We start from the raw sequence: 16,878 nt of genomic DNA, 5'->3' as shown, positions 1-16,878 counted from the left end.
ATGCGTCAGGCAGCGTAGTTGGCGGACCACTGCTCGAGTATCGAGTGGTAGGGTTTGATGAAGTGTTCCTCGACAAAGCGTCCCTGTTCGATAGCCAGCCGGCTACGTTCCTCGCGGTCGTAGACAATGCGCGTCAGCGAATAGTCTTCATGCTTCAGGCTGGGTTGGTAGGATTTCCCTGCCGCAGAATTGGCATTGTAGATTTCGGGGCGGTAGATCTTCTGGAAGGTATCCATCGTGCTGATGGTGCTGATCAGCTCAAGGTTGCTGTAGTCACCGAGCAAGTCGCCTGAGAAGTAGAAAGCCAAAGGCGCCACACTGTTCGGCGGCATGAAGTAACGCACCTTCATGCCCATTTTGGCGAAGTACTCATCGGTCAAGGAGTATTCATCTTGCTGATATTCAGAACCCAGTACCGGGTGCTGGTTTTCAGTGCGATGGTAAGTCTTGCTGCTGGAAACGCTCAGGCAGATGACCGGCTGCTTGGCAAAGTGCTCTTTATAAGTTGTTGAGCTGACGAAGTGCTTGAACAACTTCCCGTGCAGTTCGCCAAAGTGCTCTGGCGTGCTGAACGCCGGCTGGTTTTTATTGTGCCCCAAGAGCAGCACGCTAAAATCGTAGTCGCGCACGTAAGACGAGAAGTTGTTCCCGACCATGCCGGCCATGCGCTCGCCGGTCTTTCGGTCGATTATCTGTGTTTTCAACAGTTCGATCAGCGGCAGGCCGTTCTCGGCGCTTTCAGCATCGATGGTCATTTCGACGGAAATGATTTCAAGCTCGACGCTGTAACGATCCCCATATGGATTGTCCCAGTGCGCCAAGGCGTTGAAGCGGTTGTCAATCATCCGCAGGGTGTTGCGCAAGTTCTGCTGACGACTCGCACCTCTCGCCAAGTTGGCGAAATTGGTCGTGATACGGGTGTTTTCGGAGGGCTGATAATTTTCGTCGAAGCGAATGCGCTTGATGGAAAATTCAAAGTCCGCGGTTACCATGATCGGGGTCCCACTCAAATATTCATAAATACTGCAATTGATAGGTATTTTATGTGGCGGTACTAAGCGAGTGGAACTGAATTGATTTCACAAGCCCTTTAGTCATGCTCATGACCGCTGTGCTGCTCAATGCGACCGCAGCATGGGGCGATGGAATGAAAGGCGGCTTTGGGGCGATAACGCAGCTTGGAGTGGCCTTCTGGCGCCAGGGGTCGATACTTCTCTGTACAGACGTGCGCGCTGCGGGTTCCGCGCACTGCGGGAGGTGGTAGATGAACAAGTTATCGATTGTAGGTGCCGGCATGGTGGGCGAGGCGGCGGCCCAGGTCATTGCCCGGGCAGAATTGTGCCGCGAGTTGATGTTGATCGATGTGCAGGGCGAGCTGGCACAGGGCAAGGCGCTGGATGTCTGGCAGGCGGCCATCGAGTCAGGGTCCGATACCCGAGTGCTTGGCGGGTCCGATGCCCAGATGCTGCAAGGTTCCGACCTGGTGGTGATTACCGCGGGCGTGCCGCGCAAGCCAGGCCAATCGCGTCAGGATGTGCTGAGCATCAATTTGCCCATTCTCGACAGTATCCTGCTGGATATCCGGCGCCACGCACCGGCGGCGACCTTGCTGGTGGTGTCGAACCCGGTCGATGTGCTGACCTATCGAGCCTGGTCGCGCAGTGGGCTGGGGCGCGACAAGGTGTTCGGGCAGGCGGGAGTGCTGGATACCGCGCGCATGAAGTGTTTCATTGCCGAGGAAACCGGGTTTTGTGCTCGCGACATCACGGCGCTGGTGCTCGGCGGCCATGGCGATAGCATGGTGCCGTTGATGCGCTACTGCGCGGTCGGTTCGGTGCCTTTGTCGCAGTTCCTGTCAGCCGAGCAGATCGAGCGGATCGTGCAGCGCACCCGCCAGGGCGGCGGCGAGATTCTGGGCTTGAAGAAGCTGGGCAGCGCCTGCGATGCACCCGGTGTGGCCATCGCGCAGATGGTCGATGCCATCGCCCATGGGCGTAACCGCATTTTGCCGACGGTGGCGATCCTCGACGGCGAGTACGGTCGAAAGGATATCGCGATGGGTGTGCCCTGTGTGCTGGCAGAAGCAGGGATCAAGCGCGTAATCGAGCTGCCCCTGGATGCGCAGGAGCAGGCGATGTTCGATCATTCTGCCGACCAGGTGGCGCGTGACATCGCAGAAATGAAAGCGATGTAGGCAGGTGAACGCATCGCCGCCCGGTCAGGCGCCTCCCTTGGCCTGCTGCTCCAGGTGCAACTGCAAGGTCGGATCGAGTTGCAGTGCGCTGGCCAGCTCGTCGAGGTAGGCCCGCTCTGCGTCCTGCTGGTCATCCACCAGCATCACGCTGGCCAGGTACATCTCTGCAGCCATGGCCGGGTCCCGAGCGGATTGAGCCACCTGCACGGCATCGAGCGGCCTGCTGACTTCTTCATCCAGCCATTGCTGAAGTTGCGGGTCGCTGGTCTGACGTTTGATTTCGGCGTAGATCAACTGTTCTTCCTGTTCGTCTATGCGACCGTCAGCCTTGGCGGCGGCAATCAGTGCGCGCAGGATGGCATGGCTGTGATCCTCGACCTCGGGGCCGGACAATTGATCGACGGTACGCAGCGCCTGTTGCGGGGCTGCCGCCTGGCTGCGCTGCCAGCTTTGATAAGCCTGGTACGCCATCATGCCCAACGACGCCAGGGCCGCGTAATTGGGGCCACCTGCGGAGCGCCCCTGGCCAGCGCTGCCGCCGCCACCCAACAGACCGCCCAGCAAACCACCAAGGCCGCCGCCGGCCGAACTGCCACCGCCGCCAAGCAGGCCGCCAAGCAAGCCACCCAAGCCACCCAGGCTGTCTTGCGATGAAGTGCCGCCGCTTCGTTGTTGCGCTTGCGAGCTTTGCCCGGCCCGGAGTAACTGTTCGAGCAGATCACTGGTGTTCATGGCGCCGGCCTCGGTTGGTAGTCGTTACCCAGAAAGCAACGATAGCCCTCTCAAGGCGATCTGCCATGACCGCCTGACCGATGGGAAACCCGGGGCAATGAAGGGCGTGGTGCAGGCAATCAGGATAACGGGCAAGTCGCTTGGCGCGCGGGTCAAGTGTTGCTGTTGCGCTGACGTGAACGTTGATAGCGGCTAAAGGCGATCTGTATCACTGCCGCCACCACACACAGCAGGCCAATTTTCAGCGTCGGGTCCATGGCGTAGTGTTCGCACACTTTGCCCACGGCAATCACGCTGACGAAAATGGCGATCGGTAACAACAGCTTTTGCATCCCATACTCCTGGCATCAAGCCTTCAAGACTTCTGTGTGGCGGGCGAGGGTAGCGCGTTGCCGACAAACAAGCAGCACTGCCGTCGCCGACGGTGCCCTGGGCCAGGTATGATGGCGTCTGCGTAATCAGCCCGAAACACCCGGACCCGCCAATGAACCGCCAGAAAAAGATCAAGCAACTCCTCAAAGCTCACGCGAAAAAAGCCAGTGCCAAGCTGGCGCCGCGCAAGCCCAAATACATCTGCAAGGCCGACCGGGCGAAGCTGGCTGCCGAAGCCGGTGCCGTGGCAGATGCCAGCGTCGAAAGCTGACTCGGTTTAGCGCACCCCATCGCGGGGCAAGCCCGCTCCCACGCTCACGCCTCAGAGCTCCATCACCATCTCGTGCCAGGCCATGCCGCCATGGTCGGAAGCCGAAGGCTTGACGTAGCGGTAGCCCATGCGCGCATACAGCTCGACATGGCGCTCCTTGCACATCAGGTGAATGGTGCGCTTGCCCATCCCCTGCATGCGCTCGACGAAGGTGCGCATCATCAGGCTGGCGTAGCCTTTGCCCTGGTGCGCCGGGTCGATCACCACCGACATGATCACGGCGTTGGGTGCCGCGCTGTCATGGCCGACCAGTTCCTTGAACGCCTCGTCGGACATCACCACTTCATGGGCGCAGCCACAGTTGATGAAACCGATCACTTCACCTGCCAGTTCCATGATCAGGAAGCCTTGCGGGTACTGGGCGATGCGCGTGGCGATCTTCTCGTGCGTCGCGGCTTCGTCGCCTTCATAGGCGCTGATTTCGATCTCGAAGCAACGGTCGACGTCGGCAGGGGTGGCGGTGCGGAAGGCGGGGAGGGGCATGGCGATCTCAGGTAAAGAGTTGGAGGCCGCCATGATAGAAAATGCAGCGGGAGGGTGCTGCATTGTTTTTTCAGCCATTACGGGTATGCAGCGCCTGCGCCTGGCCCAGACGGTACTGGTTGTCGCCGCTGCGTTTGGCTTCGTACATCGCCAGGTCGGCAACATGGATCAGTTGGTCGCGGGTCTGCCCATGATCGGGGAAGAGGGCGATGCCCAGGCTGACGCCGACCCGCTGCAAGCTGTCGCCCAGGCGGATAGGGGCGTCCAGCGGCGACAGCAACCTCTGTGCGATCACTCGAGCCTCGTCCTCGGGGGCGCGCTCGGCCGACAGGCCTTCCAGCACAGTGACGAACTCGTCGCCACCCAGGCGCGCCACGCTGTCCGAGTTGCGCAGCGCTTCGTGCAGGCGAGCTGCGGTGGCCTGTAGTACCTGATCGCCTGCCGCGTGGCCAAGGCTGTCGTTGATTGCCTTGAAACCGTTGAGGTCGATGAACACCAGCGCAACACGGCTGTGGGTGCGTCGGGCCAAGGCCAGGGCGCCCTCCAGGCGCTCCTCGAACACCAGGCGGTTGGGCAGGCCGGTCAGCGGGTCATGGTGTGCCAGGCGGTGCAATTGGTTGGCCCAGGCCTTCTCCTCGGTGATATCACGCACCACGCCCATCATCTTGATGGGCGTGCCAAGCTCGTCCTTGATCACGTTGCCGGTCTCGCGCAGCCAGTGCAGCGTACCGTCCGGCCAGACCACCCGATACTCCTCGTCGTGGTTCTCGCCGGTTTCGATGCAGCGCAATTCGCCGGCGCGCACATGGGCGCGATCGTCCGGATGAACCGCGTTGCAGAACAGTTCGTAGCTCGGTTTCACTTCGTCGACCGAATAGCCGAACATGCCGTAGATGGCATCGGACCAGTACAGGCGGTTGGTGTCGATGTCCCAGTCCCAGGTACCGATACGGGCGAAATACTGGCTGCGCTGGAAACGTTCGGCCTCGGCCAGGATCGGACGGATCAGCAGCCATTGACTGGCATTGGCCGTGCCTTGCTGGCTGATGTAAAGCGCGCGCTGTTGGCCATCGTCGCCCGTGACCTGCACCGAGCCGGCTGGCGTGGCCAATTGCGGTAGACGTTCTTGCAGGCGCAGGCCCAGTAGCGGCGTGCTGGAACAGCCAAGCAGTTCGGCCGCGGCGGGGTTGTGCCAGCGCACCCGGCCATCACGGGCCAGCTGCACCATGCCCACGTCCAACTCCGTCAGCAGGGTGCGGTGCTGCTGGCGCTGGCGGTGCAGCACCCACAGCAGCGCCAGGCTGGGCAGGGTGGCGAGCAGGATGACGAACAGGGTAATCATCGGGCAGCGGCTGATCCAAGAGGCTAAAAAATAGCTGCATTATGCCCATCTGATGATGGCAGTTCGCCAACAAATGTCATGAACCCTGTTTTCGCCGCTTGCCACGGATGCTCCAGAAGGCGAGCCAAGCCGAGTGCTCGCTTCTGCAAATATCCAGCTACCCCGCATTGCCCGTCGGAAGTTGCGCTGCATCGATACTGCACATCGCATCGCGCAACTTCCCGATCAATGACTGCCGCTGCAACGGTTCCCATTGCGCAATATCGTTCTTGCGTGCCACTTCATGCCCCTGGGCAAAGGGCTGGGAGAAATATACCCGGCCGAACTGCGCCATTTCGTCCCGCTCGCAGTTGATCACCCGGGTCGCCCGCGAACTGCGGATTACTGGAGGTTTATCGCTGGGGGCAGGTGCGAGGTAGTTGTTGATCAGGTAGAACTGGCGCAAATTCCGATTGCCCTTGTACAGGGCGATGGAATCGGCGTCGAAGTAGGTTGCCAGTTCGGCGTCCGCCAGCAGTTTGAACATGCCTTTCGGGGGCGTGGCCGGTGCTTCGGTCACGGCTTTCTGCGGCACGGTGCTGTGGGAGCATCCGCCCAGCAGCAATACGGCGGCCAGGCATGGCAGGCGCTTCATCGTGCAGTGCCTTGCGCCATATCCGGGCGTTCCTGCTGCAACAGGCGCTGATCGACGCTGCCCTGCAACGAACAGAGCAGGCGGGTCTTGCCGTCCTCGACGCTGAGCATCAGGAGCTTTTCTGCAGAGCCTGCCGCCGGAGCGATGCCCTCGGCAGCGGAGGTATTGTCCTGCCAGGCGGAATTGGCGTTCAGCTTGATCCGTGGTCTGGAAATGAAGTACTCACCAGCCTCCTGCCAGTTGGCCTGCGGCAACTTGGCCATGACTTGCTCGCGGCTGGCATCGATTTCGAAACCCCAGAAGTAGTAAGTGCCTTGCTCGCCCAGGTCCATGACCCGGTCGTAGTAGCTGGTCAGGCGCAGGCCCTGGTCGTCGACAGCAGGGGTGAAGTGCTGGAACGCGGTGTCGAAGTCGCGGCGGTCCGACACCGGCAGCCAGGCCACGCCGCGCTGATCGTCTCGGGTCAGCTTGACGGTCTTGCCCAGGTCGGCACGCTGGGAATACAGCTGTTTGAAGAATGACGGCTCACACGAGAGCAGGCTTTCGCTGAGGCCGCTGGCCAGTGCATTAGCAGAACACACTGCGAGGAAAAGGGGCAGGACCGCTTTGCTGCAGGAGAAGGATAGAAGGCGACGCATGTCCATTGCTGGGAGATTCCTGGTGAGGTTAAAGGACGCGATTTTAATAGCGTCAGGGCGTTGTTACAAATTCGAAGGAGTGGGAAAGGAGGCAGAGGTAAAGGGTGTTTACGCACAATCAGCCTTGGTTATCGAAGCTACCAGCCTTACGCATGCGGCTCTGGCCCCGCCAATGCCGGAAACAGCGGCAGCACCTCTTCGGCCAGCCTGCATGGGCGCCTTAGTCAGTCTGGGCCAGTGCGACACAGCGCCGTGCGAGTACATCGGTAGGGTCGACCAAGGCCACACGGGTGGTACCGATCAGGTAGTCATCGGCCTGCGCAAGCATCAGCGGCAACTCTGTGCAGCCGAGGATCAATACCCTGGCACCTCGCTGCACAAGGTGCGCCGCGGCCATGAGCAAATCGTCCTTGCACTGGCCGCTGGTGTACCCGGCTTTGACGCCCTGCGTGCCGTAGATCGAGCGCATCACCAGCGCCTGCGCAGGCTCATCAGGCACCATCAGGTCCAGGCCGGCCCGCCCTGCCGCGGCGTGGTACACCCGGCTTTGCAGGGTGCCGGAAGTCGCCAGCAGGCCGACTTGCCTGGAGGTCCCGTACGCCTGCTGAATGAACGTGATGGTTTCCGTCAGCATGTTGATGATCGGGATCTGCAGATGCCCCTGGATACGTTCGACATAGGCATGCGCGGTGTTGCAGGGAATGGCGATGGCCTTGGCGCCTTCGCATTCCAGGCGCTTGCAGGTCGCGTACATGGCCACTGTCGGGTCCGTTTCCTGATGCAGCAGGTTGGCCGTTCGGTCGGGTATCTGGGGGTTCTGCTCGACCACCATCTTGATGTGCTCCTGGTCCCTGCTGGCCTTCGTGTTCTTGACCACCTTGGCCATGAAGTCCACGGTCGCCGCCGGGCCGACCCCGCCGACAATGCCCAGTTTGAACGCCAGGGTGGCGCGTGCCGATTCGCTGGACGTCGCGTAGTCGGCATACACCTGGTTTACATCGATACAGCGCAGGCCGCGCCGGTGCAGGTCAGCCACCACCAGGGAAATTTCAGTCATGCCCGGCAGCAGCAGGTGTGCCCCTTGGTTGTTCAGGTCCAGGCAGGCCTGGTGAAGCCGCTCCAGCGCAACCCCATCGAAGTGACCGGCCTTGATGCCGGCGGGGCCGTATACAGCCTCCATCAGCGCTGCCTGGTTAGCCGGCGATGGATACACCAGCTCGAAGTCAGCACCGAAGTGCTGCTCGAACAAGCCCGCAGCGCGGACGTAGTCCGAGGCCAGCACACCGAGGCGGGCGCCCGGTTCAGCCACCTGGGCCACGTGCTGCTTCAGTGCAGTCATCAGGTCGACGATCGGGATGTCCAGTTCCGCTTTCAGCTCATCCATGAACGTCTGGCTGGCGAAGCACGGAACCAGTACTGCATCCGCCTCGCTGTCGGTAAAGCCCTGACAGGCCTGGAACACGTACAGCTTGCGCGAGGTCATGTTGGCGTCAGTGCACAGGGGCAGCGACAGGTCCTTGAAGGGGTGTTGTTCGAACAGCAAGTGATAGCGGCCCTGATCGGCAAGCACAGGCGCACTTTTGAGCAACTTGAGAAACAAGTCCCCTCCCGCCAGCGAACCCAGGCCGCCAATGATGCCAAGCGTACGAGCGGATTGATGTTTTCTTGAAGGTTTCATGTTCAGTTCAACCAGGCAGTGAATGGGAGCGGGGATGGATCAGGCGTTCTGTGGGCGGATGTCGGCGGTGTGTGCTTGAGGGGTGTCGCCGTGCTTGCTCTCCAGGTTGGCAATCACTGCCGTGGCAATGCTGTTACCCACAACGTTGGTGGCGGTGCGGCCCATGTCCAGGAACTGATCGATCGCCAGGATCAACAGCAGCCCAGCTTCCGGCAGGTGGAACATGGGCAGGGTAGCCGCGACCACCACGACCGAAGCACGGGCAACGCCGGCCATGCCTTTGCTGGTGATCATCAGGGTCAGCAGGATGAGCAGTTGCTGGGTAAACGACAGCTCGACGTTGTAGGCCTGGGCGATGAACATGATCGCGAAGGCCTGATACATCATCGAACCGTCCAGGTTGAAGGAATAACCCAGCGGCAGGACGAAGCTTGAGACGCGCTTGGGTGCGCCGAATTTCTCCAGCGCATCGATGGTCTTGGGGTAGGCCGACTCACTGCTGGCCGTGGAAAACGCCAGCAATACCGGTTCACGGATCAGCTTGCCGAGCTTGAACACCGGGCGGCCGAGGAAGCTGTAGCCGACCGCGAACAGCGCAAGCCAGAGCAGCAGGATGCCGATGTAGAACTGGCCGATCAGCTTGCCGTAATCGAACAGCAGGCCAATGCCTTGGGTGGTGACCGCGGCGGCGAGGGCGGCGAATACACCGACAGGGGCAAACATCATTACGTAGTCGGTGATGCGGAACATCACCTTGGCCAGGTCGTCGACCAGATCGCCGATTTTCTCGTTGCCCTGTTTTTTCACGTAGGCCAGTGCCAGGCCGAAGAACAGCGAGAACACCACGATCTGAAGGATCTCGTTGTTGGCCATGGCTTCGGCAATGCTGCGCGGGAAGACATGGCTGATGAAGGTCTTGAGGCTGAAATCACCGGCGTTGACGGTCACCGCGCTGGCCGCCTGGGCCTGCGGGATACTCAGGTTGAGGTCAGCTCCGGGCTGGAAAACATTCACCAGCAACATGCCCAGGGCCAGCGAGAACAGCGAGGCACAGACGAACCAGATCATCGAACGCAGGCCGATGCGGCCTACCGAGCCGGAGTTGCCCAGGCTGCTGATGCCGGCAACCAGGGTGGCGAACACCAAGGGTGCGATGATCATCTTGATCATGCGCAGGAAGATGTCGGTGACCAGGCTGAAGTAGCCGGCGATCTCTTTGGCCGAATCCGGGCTGGCCGCAAATCTGTTGCAACCCCAACCGACGACGATGCCCAGCAGGATTGCCACGGCGATGTATTTGGGTAGTTTCTTGTTGTTCATCTCGACCTCATTGTTATTGGGCGCGTCGAAGTTCGTCCGGCGCTGTAGCTACGGCGCCGGGCCAGGTGTCGGGTGAGTCAGCGATTGGCTATCGGGCAGGCTTTGACGGCGGACAGCGGATACTGAAACCGACAATCCAAAGGGCTGCGAAGGGTGTTCATGGCTGCTTGGTTGCAGCCAACGCATTCAGATTACGCCCAGTGCCTTGATGAGTTGATGAGGAAGCGCGATAGTTTGATGCGTTAATTTCATAGTTGTTGAAATGCGGTCAATGTCGTCTAAAACATTGCATCAGGCAGTCAAGATTCTTTATTTCCAGGGTTGGTTTTGGCTCGCTATTTAAAGCTGGCCTGGAGTGGTGCTCTGAACAGTGCAAAGCTTTCAGGGAAATGCTGTTGCCGATCGAGTCAACGTCGAACATTTGCCCGAGCCTGCCATGCAAACCAAGTGGATAGATGACCTGCTAGCGGTCGCCGAAACCAAGAACTTCTCCCGTGCCGCCGAGATCCGCTGCATCACCCAGTCAGCGTTGTCACGGCGGATCAAATCGCTCGAGGAGTGGGTGGGTGTCGACCTCGTCGATCGCGGTACCTATCCGGTGCAGTTGACCAAGGCCGGCCAGATCTTCTGCAGCGAAGGGCGCGAAGCCCTGTCGGCCTTCATGGACCTGCGCTCCTCCTTGCGCCGCGGCGAGCGCATGCCTGGGCGCTCGATCCAGGTGATCGCCGGCCATACGCTGTCGATGACCTTCGTGCCGAAATGGTTCGCCGGGTTTCAGCGGCGCTATGGCTATTTCAATGCCCGGGTGCTGGCGGCCAACGTGCAGGAAGCGGTGATTGCCCTGGCGGAGGGTGGCTGCGACCTGATGATCGGCTACAGCCACCCGCGCGCGCCGATCGTGCTCGATCCGGACAAGTTCATCGGCTTGCGCCTGGGCCTTGATGCGTTCTTTCCGGTCTCTGCCCCCGACGCCCAAGGCCGGCCGTTGTTCGAGCTGCCAGGTAATCCCGAGCAACCCATTCCCTATCTTGCATACACCGCAACGTCGTTCCTCGGGCGTGTGGTCGACGTGATCATCCAGGCTGAACAACGCCAGCCCGGGCTCAACCGTTTTTACGAAGCCGACATGGCCATGCACTTGTTGCGCATGGCGCGCGAGGGCTACGGCATCACCTGGGTCCCCGAATCGGCGGTGGAAGAGGAGCTTGCCGCGGGCAGGCTGGTGCGCGCAGGCGGGCCTGAGTGGTCTGCGCAGCTGGAGATCTGGTCGTTTCGCGCCATCGGCAATACCAACCAGACGATGCTGGACTTGTGGAAGTCGCTGGAGATGGACACGCGCTGAAGGCCCGGCGCATGGGGCGCTGTATGAAACAAATGCAGCCGGTCTGTATCTATCGATGTGTGCTGCGCAGCGGTAAGTTCGAGGCCCTCATCAAAAGGAGTCGAACATGCAACTGACCGCCATCCCCTTCGGCACTACCGACTGGTCGCAGATCGAGCCTGTCGCGCATCCCGGCGAGGTGGGCACTGCGTACTGGCGTACCTGCCAGTTCGGCAGCATCCGTGTGCGAGTGGTGGAGTACAGCGCCGGCTACATCGCCGATCATTGGTGCAGCAAGGGCCATATCCTGCTGTGCCTGGAGGGCCAGCTGGACACCGAACTGGACGATGGCCGGCGCTTCACGCTGAAGGCCGGCATGAGCTATCAGGTCGGCGACAATGCCGAGGCGCATCGCTCATCCACCTTGTTCGGGGCCAAGTTGTTCATCGTGGATTGAAGGGTTGTTGACTGTTGGTGCGCCAGTATCATTGACGCCGGAATGCGCCGGATTCAGGGAAACCATGTTCGACCACTATTTGCAGCACTGGGATCTGACCGTCGATGGCGAGGCGTTTGCCTCGCTGAATGGCCAGCTCCTGCCGGTTCGCCAGCGCGGTGTTCCCGCCATGTTGAAAATCTCGCAGGAGCCCGAGGAACAGGCCGGCAGCCAGCTCATGGCCTGGTGGGGCGGGGCAGGGGCGGCGCCAGTGCTGGCCCATGATGGAGAAGCCTTGCTGATGGTGCGTGCGCAGGGCTCGGCCTCGTTGCTGCAGATGGTCGTGGGCGGCCAGGACGACGAGGCCACGCGCATCCTCTGTGCGGTGGCTGGCCGACTGCATGCGCCCCGAGCCAGGCCGAGCCCGGCGCTGGTACCGCTGGCGCAATGGTTCGAGGCGTTGTTGAGCGGGGCGGCCAGCCAAGGTGGCATTTTTGAACACTGCGCAAGCACCGCGCGGGAACTGCTGTCGGCGCCGCGCGATGTCAGGGTGCTGCACGGCGATCTCCACCATGGCAACGTGCTGGATTTCGGCTCGCTCGGTTGGCTCGCCATCGACCCCAAGGGGCTGTATGGCGAGCGTGGCTTCGATTACGCGAACCTGTTCTGCAACCCCGATGGTGACAGAGCCCTGGCGCCCGGGCGGTTTGCGCGTCGGGTCGAGATCGTTGTACAGGCTGCCGGTATCGAGCGGCGCAGGCTCCTGCAATGGGTGCTTGCGTGGGCAGGGTTGTCGGCTATCTGGATGCTTGAAGATGGTATTGAGCCGGGCAGTAGGCTTGAGGTGGCGAAACTGGCGGCTTTGGCATTGGGTAGAGGGGAGTAGGGCTTGCGTTCAGCGATCCGCGAGCTACTGAGTCCTACATGAATGAATCTGAATTTCCCTATATCAGGTAGTCCATTTCCGAAGCACCCTTAGCCCGCTTTTGCACCATCGCACTGGCGACTAGGCTCGCCCGGTCGTTGCAAATTCAACGACCGGGTCTGCAAGCCTGCGCGGTATTACGATGGTGCTCACCATGAGCTTCGGCGCTTCGCCGTGGGTCTCGTTTTATGGTGGCTACGTGCGGGTGACCTTTGGTCAGCCGGGTTTTCGCCTCGTAATGCCCCGGTCTTGCAGGCCCGTACGTAGCTGCCACCCTTTACCTGCAAGTGAAGGGCAGGCGGCCTGACTTCCGCATTACGAGGTGTTTATGCTCAAGATCGTCCCCGATCCACCCCAAACCACCGATTCCTCTCACGCTCTCGAAGATACCCTGGTCAACGCCACTGAGTACCTGATGTGCGCCCTGGCCGTCGCCCTCCATGCCTTCAGCACACTGCCCAAATCACCCGCCACGATGATGCTGTTGACCGTGGTGCACGAGCTCGATGCTACCCGGACACTGCTGGAGTCGGCGTTGGCGCAGGTGCAGATGAGGGCGCGAGCACAGGCGGACACGCGGTACTAGGCGCTAGGCTTTGCGATCTGCATTAGTAATGCAGCCTTAGGGGGCTATCCGCTCCCGGAGGCCCGTGCCGAATTCGAACATTGCCTGATGATTCTGGCTGCTGGTTTGTCGGCGACCAGAAGTGAAGCACCTCTAGAGGATTCCACATGGACAACGAACCCCCCGAAGGCCTTGGAAGATTCGGCCGGATGCTTGGTTCGGCCACTTGCCTGTACGGCGCAGTCGCCGGCTAACGGCTGTTCCAGGTCGATAGCGGCCAGTGGTAATTGGCTGCTTCGGATCCAAAGCTGTCCTTCATCGAAGACAATGATTGAATAGAGCCGGCAATCACAATACCTCAGCGCAAACTGGGAGTTTCACGCAAAAGGTTACTTATCCATCAACTGCTGCCTTGGCGAGCATAGTCACGACTGGTAAGCACCTGTGCTTCCCGAGGGGCGTCCCCGGTAGCTTGCCAAGCGATTCGAAATGCTTATATGGTTAGAAGCCTGTAGTGGCGCCCATGAACTTCCAAAGCGCACCAACTACCTTTACTTTGACCAAGCTTACAGGGATGCGGGGATGAAAATTAAGTCTTTGTCAATCGAAAATTTTCGAGGGATAAGCAAGGTTGATATTGATAATCTTGGTGATACCATAATTATCGCAGGTCAAAACGGATCAGGAAAATCTTGTATATTTGATGCAATAAGACTTCTAAAAAGCTGCTATGGGGGGTATCAGCAGAATGAGTGGCAGCATTTTTTTGGAGAGTTTGCCATTCAGCTTCATGGAGGGTCAGGAAATCTTAATGGGTTGTTTAATGATGCATCTAAGCCTTTAAAGATAAAGTGTGAATTTATTCTCAGGGATAATGAAAAGGTGTTCATATCCAATAATGCTGCCACTCTTTTAGAACAAACGATATGGCAAACATTATTGCCAGAGGCCTTTCAGTACGGCGGCCACCACAAAGCGCTTTTTTCCACTCAATTCAGAGAGCGGCAGCCTGAAGTCAATAGCAGAGTCTCCCAGGAACTACCTCCGCTAATGGAGGCGTTATCAAAAAATAGTACATTTGGGACTGTGACAGTTGATCCTCAAGGTAATATTTTCGTAGAGGATTCTCGCCTCCTTACGGTTGTGTTTACCAATTACAAGCCTAGGGATATTGGTGTTATAGACTTTCATGGTGCGCAGAGGCATTATGGTCGAGAGACAGTTCAAGGAATCAATCTCAACCTAGAACAAACCAATCAGCAATACAGTCAGCATACGCTCTATAACTATAATAATAAGTACAGCAATGTAAAGGGTGAAATGGCTGGAAATTACATCAAGGAGCTTCTTGCTGAGAAGGCATCACCCTCCGGAAATGAAAAGCCTTCGTCCTTGACTTCCACACTTCAAGAGCTTTTCGAGTCCTTTTTTCCAGACAAAAAGTTTCTTGGGCCGCAGCCTACGCCAGAAGGCAGCCTTTCTTTTCCGGTAGTCACCCCCAACGGAACCGTACATGACTTAGATGAGCTAAGTTCCGGAGAAAAAGAAATCCTATACGGCTATCTTCGCATTAGAAGCTCTGCGCCACGCGACTCGATTATCCTTCTAGATGAACCTGAGCTACACCTAAACCCCAGACTCATTAGAGGGTTGCCTGAATTTTATAGAAAGCACCTAGGCGAGGCACTTAAAAATCAACTGTGGCTGGTAACGCATTCAGATGCTTTGATTAGAGAAGCCGTAGGGAAACCGGGCTTTAATGTTTTCCACATGAGTCCATGTGGCTCTGAGCATTCCGGAACATCTCAGCTTAAAGCCTTAACCGTCGGCAAAGATCTCGAGATGGCCACTGCGGATTTAGTGGGGGACTTAGCAGCATACAGGCCAGGCGGGAAGGGGTTGATTTTTGAAGGCGGAGGCGACTCTGATTTTGACAAGTCTATCGCCGCCTCTCTGTTTCCCGAAGAGCTAAGAGGAATAAACCTGATTTCAGGGACCAACAAAAATAGAGTCAAGGCGTTACATGAAATTCTTGCTCGCGCATACGAGCACGGCCATCAGCCCACTAAATATTACGCAATAGTGGATCGCGACTCAGAGGTAAGTATAGATTCAAGCGCAGGGGTAAATCGCTTTGAGTGGGATGTTTATCATATCGAAAACTATTTGCTGCACCCAGAGATTATTGCTGAAGTCATAAATAATCTTAACTTGGGTGGGAGGCGCTGCAGCAACGATTCCGTGCGAGACAAGTTGAATCAAGCTGCTCGCAGAGTAGTGCCGCAAATGATAATACGGAAAATGCGTTCGCACGCTAACTCAAAGATTGTACAGTCCATAGACCTGGGTTTTTCTCCAGAGACACAAAATGTCGCCGAGGATCTACACAAGGCCATAACCCGCTCAATGGATAGAATCAAAAAACAAGCCAGTACATCGCTTCTTGAGTCTGAGCTAAAAACCTTAGAAGATTGCACTCGTGCAGAAATTGACGAGAGCTTTATTAATGGGACTTGGCTGCAAACTATTCCGGGGCGGGATATTTTGAAGCAGTATGTAAATATAGAAAACATTTCCATAAGCTACGAGATTTTTAGGAATCTAATCGTCGCTAAAATGGTAGAGAAAAATCATAAGCCTGAAGGGATGAGTCGAATAATAAATAGAATAGTGAATGACTGACGCACAAAGATAAACCATAAAATCCCGGGTCGTTCTACTGTATTTGGTGCGAGGGGAAGGGCGCCTGTTTTTTGGAATGTGCGCCGCTAACATAAGCCCACGATTTGTTTTGGGGGAGTTTTCCGTTAGGGCAGATATCTGCTTGACTTTTCCGGACGCTATGGGTCGAAAGAGGTCAATCACGACCGACGGCTTTCGACCCATATCGGTCACTGGGAGCATCAATATCAAAGCCTGCCGCGAAACCTGTGGGAGCGGGTTCACCCTGGCGGCTTCGGCTTCGGCTTCGGCTTCGGCGTTGGGTAGAGGGGAGTAGGGCTTGCGTTCAGCGATCCGCGAGCTACTGAGTCCTACATGAATGAATCTGAATTTCCCTATTTCGAGTAGTCCATTTCCGAAGCATCCTTAGCCTGCTTTTGCACCATGGCAGTGGCGACTACTCTCGCCGGGCCGTTGCCAAATCAACGGCCGGACCTGCAAGTCCGTCAGCAAATTTGAACCACTGCCGATAGATCAGCCTGTGCTGAACGATGCGTTATGGCGGCTGCGTACGGGAGGCCTCAGGGTCTGCCGGTTTTCTCTTTTGCACCGGTCTTGCAGACCCGTACGTAGCCGCCACCCCATTCACTGCGAGGGTGGCGTGGTGGCTTAAATCCGATGCAAAAGAGGATTCACCATGCTCAAGATCGTCCCCGATCCACCCCATACCACCGATTCCCCTCACGCCCTCGAAGACACCCTGGTCAACGCCACCGAGTACCTCATGTGCGCCCTGGCCGTCGCCCTCCATGCCTTCAGCACACTGCCCAAGTCACCCGCCACGATGATGCTGCTGACCGTGGTGCACGAGCTCGATGCTACTCGGACACTGCTGGAGTCGGCGTTGGCGCAGGTGCAGATAAGTGCGCGAGCACAGGTGGACACGCGGCACTAGGCGCAAGGCTTTGAGATCCGTTGTCCTTGAGCCCAAAAGCAATCTTTGTGGGAGCGGGTTTATCGAGGCGTCGAACCGCCGCGAACACCGGCACAGCCGGTGCCATCCACCGCGGCGCCTGCTTCGCGGGTAAACCCGCTCCCACAGAATGGACTGCCCCCAAGAAGTTGGACACCAATCCAACCCTTGGGGGATTTATGGGCAAGTACACCGAGCGCTTCAAGCTCATAGCCATCAGCGCCTACCTAGAAGGCAACAATGGCTTCAGGAAGGTAGCGCAGCATTTTGGTA

17 protein-coding genes are annotated in these 16,878 nt (G+C 58.3%); 8 read left to right on the top strand and 9 right to left on the bottom strand.

All coding sequences use genetic code 11. The features are described 5' to 3' along the window. Positions 1 to 5 precede the first annotated feature (5 nt). The gene (locus RTH46_RS09445; protein WP_153789160.1) at positions 6 to 992 is read right to left on the bottom strand and encodes a DUF1852 domain-containing protein; all 987 of its coding nucleotides are present in this window, start codon (positions 990 to 992) and stop codon (positions 6 to 8) included. Between the two features lie 272 nt (positions 993 to 1,264). Between RTH46_RS09445 and RTH46_RS09440 the strand changes: the two genes are divergently transcribed. Further along, positions 1,265 to 2,194: a malate dehydrogenase gene (locus tag RTH46_RS09440; RefSeq protein WP_316905528.1), complete on the top strand. Its 930-nt coding sequence runs from the start codon at positions 1,265 to 1,267 to the stop codon at positions 2,192 to 2,194. A gap of 24 nt (positions 2,195 to 2,218) precedes the next feature. On the opposite strand, the gene RTH46_RS09435 is transcribed toward RTH46_RS09440, so the two are convergent. Beyond that, the gene (locus RTH46_RS09435) at positions 2,219 to 2,926 is read right to left on the bottom strand and encodes a tellurite resistance TerB family protein (RefSeq protein WP_153789162.1); all 708 of its coding nucleotides are present in this window, start codon (positions 2,924 to 2,926) and stop codon (positions 2,219 to 2,221) included. Between the two features lie 152 nt (positions 2,927 to 3,078). Continuing rightward, on the bottom strand, positions 3,079 to 3,258 hold the full coding sequence (locus tag RTH46_RS09430; RefSeq protein ID WP_153789163.1) for a hypothetical protein: 180 nt from the start codon (positions 3,256 to 3,258) through the stop codon (positions 3,079 to 3,081). Between the two features lie 152 nt (positions 3,259 to 3,410). Between RTH46_RS09430 and RTH46_RS09425 the strand changes: the two genes are divergently transcribed. Beyond that, the gene (locus tag RTH46_RS09425) at positions 3,411 to 3,569 is read left to right on the top strand and encodes a DUF2986 domain-containing protein (RefSeq protein ID WP_153789164.1); all 159 of its coding nucleotides are present in this window, start codon (positions 3,411 to 3,413) and stop codon (positions 3,567 to 3,569) included. Between the two features lie 51 nt (positions 3,570 to 3,620). On the opposite strand, the gene RTH46_RS09420 is transcribed toward RTH46_RS09425, so the two are convergent. The 6 genes from RTH46_RS09420 to RTH46_RS09395 all read right to left on the bottom strand — a co-directional run bounded on the left by RTH46_RS09420 (position 3,621) and on the right by RTH46_RS09395 (position 9,724). Beyond that, entirely contained in the window at positions 3,621 to 4,112 is a 492-nt protein-coding gene (locus tag RTH46_RS09420) for a GNAT family N-acetyltransferase (RefSeq protein WP_316905527.1), read from the bottom strand. A gap of 70 nt (positions 4,113 to 4,182) precedes the next feature. Continuing rightward, entirely contained in the window at positions 4,183 to 5,454 is a 1,272-nt protein-coding gene (locus RTH46_RS09415) for a diguanylate cyclase domain-containing protein (RefSeq protein ID WP_316905526.1), read from the bottom strand. Positions 5,455 to 5,611: 157 nt separating this feature from the next. Next, on the bottom strand, positions 5,612 to 6,088 hold the full coding sequence (locus RTH46_RS09410; RefSeq protein WP_316905525.1) for a surface-adhesin E family protein: 477 nt from the start codon (positions 6,086 to 6,088) through the stop codon (positions 5,612 to 5,614). Further along, positions 6,085 to 6,732 carry a hypothetical protein gene (locus RTH46_RS09405; protein ID WP_316905524.1) on the bottom strand — a complete coding sequence of 216 codons (648 nt, stop codon included), beginning with the start codon at positions 6,730 to 6,732 and terminating at the stop codon, positions 6,085 to 6,087. Before RTH46_RS09405 ends, RTH46_RS09410 begins: the two co-directional genes overlap by 4 nt. Before the next feature lie 214 nt (positions 6,733 to 6,946). After that, positions 6,947 to 8,404 carry an aspartate/glutamate racemase family protein gene (locus RTH46_RS09400; protein WP_316905523.1) on the bottom strand — a complete coding sequence of 486 codons (1,458 nt, stop codon included), beginning with the start codon at positions 8,402 to 8,404 and terminating at the stop codon, positions 6,947 to 6,949. A 39-nt stretch (positions 8,405 to 8,443) separates the two neighbouring features. Continuing rightward, positions 8,444 to 9,724, bottom strand: coding sequence for a dicarboxylate/amino acid:cation symporter (locus RTH46_RS09395; RefSeq protein ID WP_316905522.1), 1,281 nt, complete (start codon positions 9,722 to 9,724; stop codon positions 8,444 to 8,446). Positions 9,725 to 10,160: 436 nt separating this feature from the next. Here RTH46_RS09395 and RTH46_RS09390 point away from each other — a divergent pair, with 436 nt between their 5' ends. The 6 genes from RTH46_RS09390 (at position 10,161) to RTH46_RS09365 (ending at position 16,587) form a co-directional block, all read left to right on the top strand. Then, positions 10,161 to 11,066, top strand: coding sequence for a LysR substrate-binding domain-containing protein (locus RTH46_RS09390; RefSeq protein WP_316905521.1), 906 nt, complete (start codon positions 10,161 to 10,163; stop codon positions 11,064 to 11,066). Between the two features lie 106 nt (positions 11,067 to 11,172). Next, a complete protein-coding gene (locus RTH46_RS09385) occupies positions 11,173 to 11,502 on the top strand; it encodes a DHCW motif cupin fold protein (RefSeq protein ID WP_178125892.1) in 330 nt (109 codons plus the stop codon). A 64-nt stretch (positions 11,503 to 11,566) separates the two neighbouring features. Then, complete coding sequence (locus RTH46_RS09380) at positions 11,567 to 12,367, top strand: aminoglycoside phosphotransferase family protein (protein ID WP_316905520.1); 801 nt, start codon at positions 11,567 to 11,569, stop codon at positions 12,365 to 12,367. Positions 12,368 to 12,734: 367 nt separating this feature from the next. Further along, complete coding sequence (locus RTH46_RS09375) at positions 12,735 to 12,992, top strand: hypothetical protein (protein ID WP_316905519.1); 258 nt, start codon at positions 12,735 to 12,737, stop codon at positions 12,990 to 12,992. Between the two features lie 561 nt (positions 12,993 to 13,553). Continuing rightward, positions 13,554 to 15,653: an AAA family ATPase gene (locus tag RTH46_RS09370; RefSeq protein ID WP_316905518.1), complete on the top strand. Its 2,100-nt coding sequence runs from the start codon at positions 13,554 to 13,556 to the stop codon at positions 15,651 to 15,653. 676 nt (positions 15,654 to 16,329) lie between these two features. Continuing rightward, a complete protein-coding gene (locus tag RTH46_RS09365) occupies positions 16,330 to 16,587 on the top strand; it encodes a hypothetical protein (protein WP_316905517.1) in 258 nt (85 codons plus the stop codon). Positions 16,588 to 16,878: the final 291 nt, after the last annotated feature.

Origin of the sequence: Pseudomonas sp. zfem004, from assembly GCF_032621715.1 — a bacterium.
GTDB classification, from domain to species: Bacteria; Pseudomonadota; Gammaproteobacteria; order Pseudomonadales; family Pseudomonadaceae; genus Aquipseudomonas; species Aquipseudomonas sichuanensis.
This window is presented reverse-complemented; position numbering and strand designations above follow the sequence as displayed.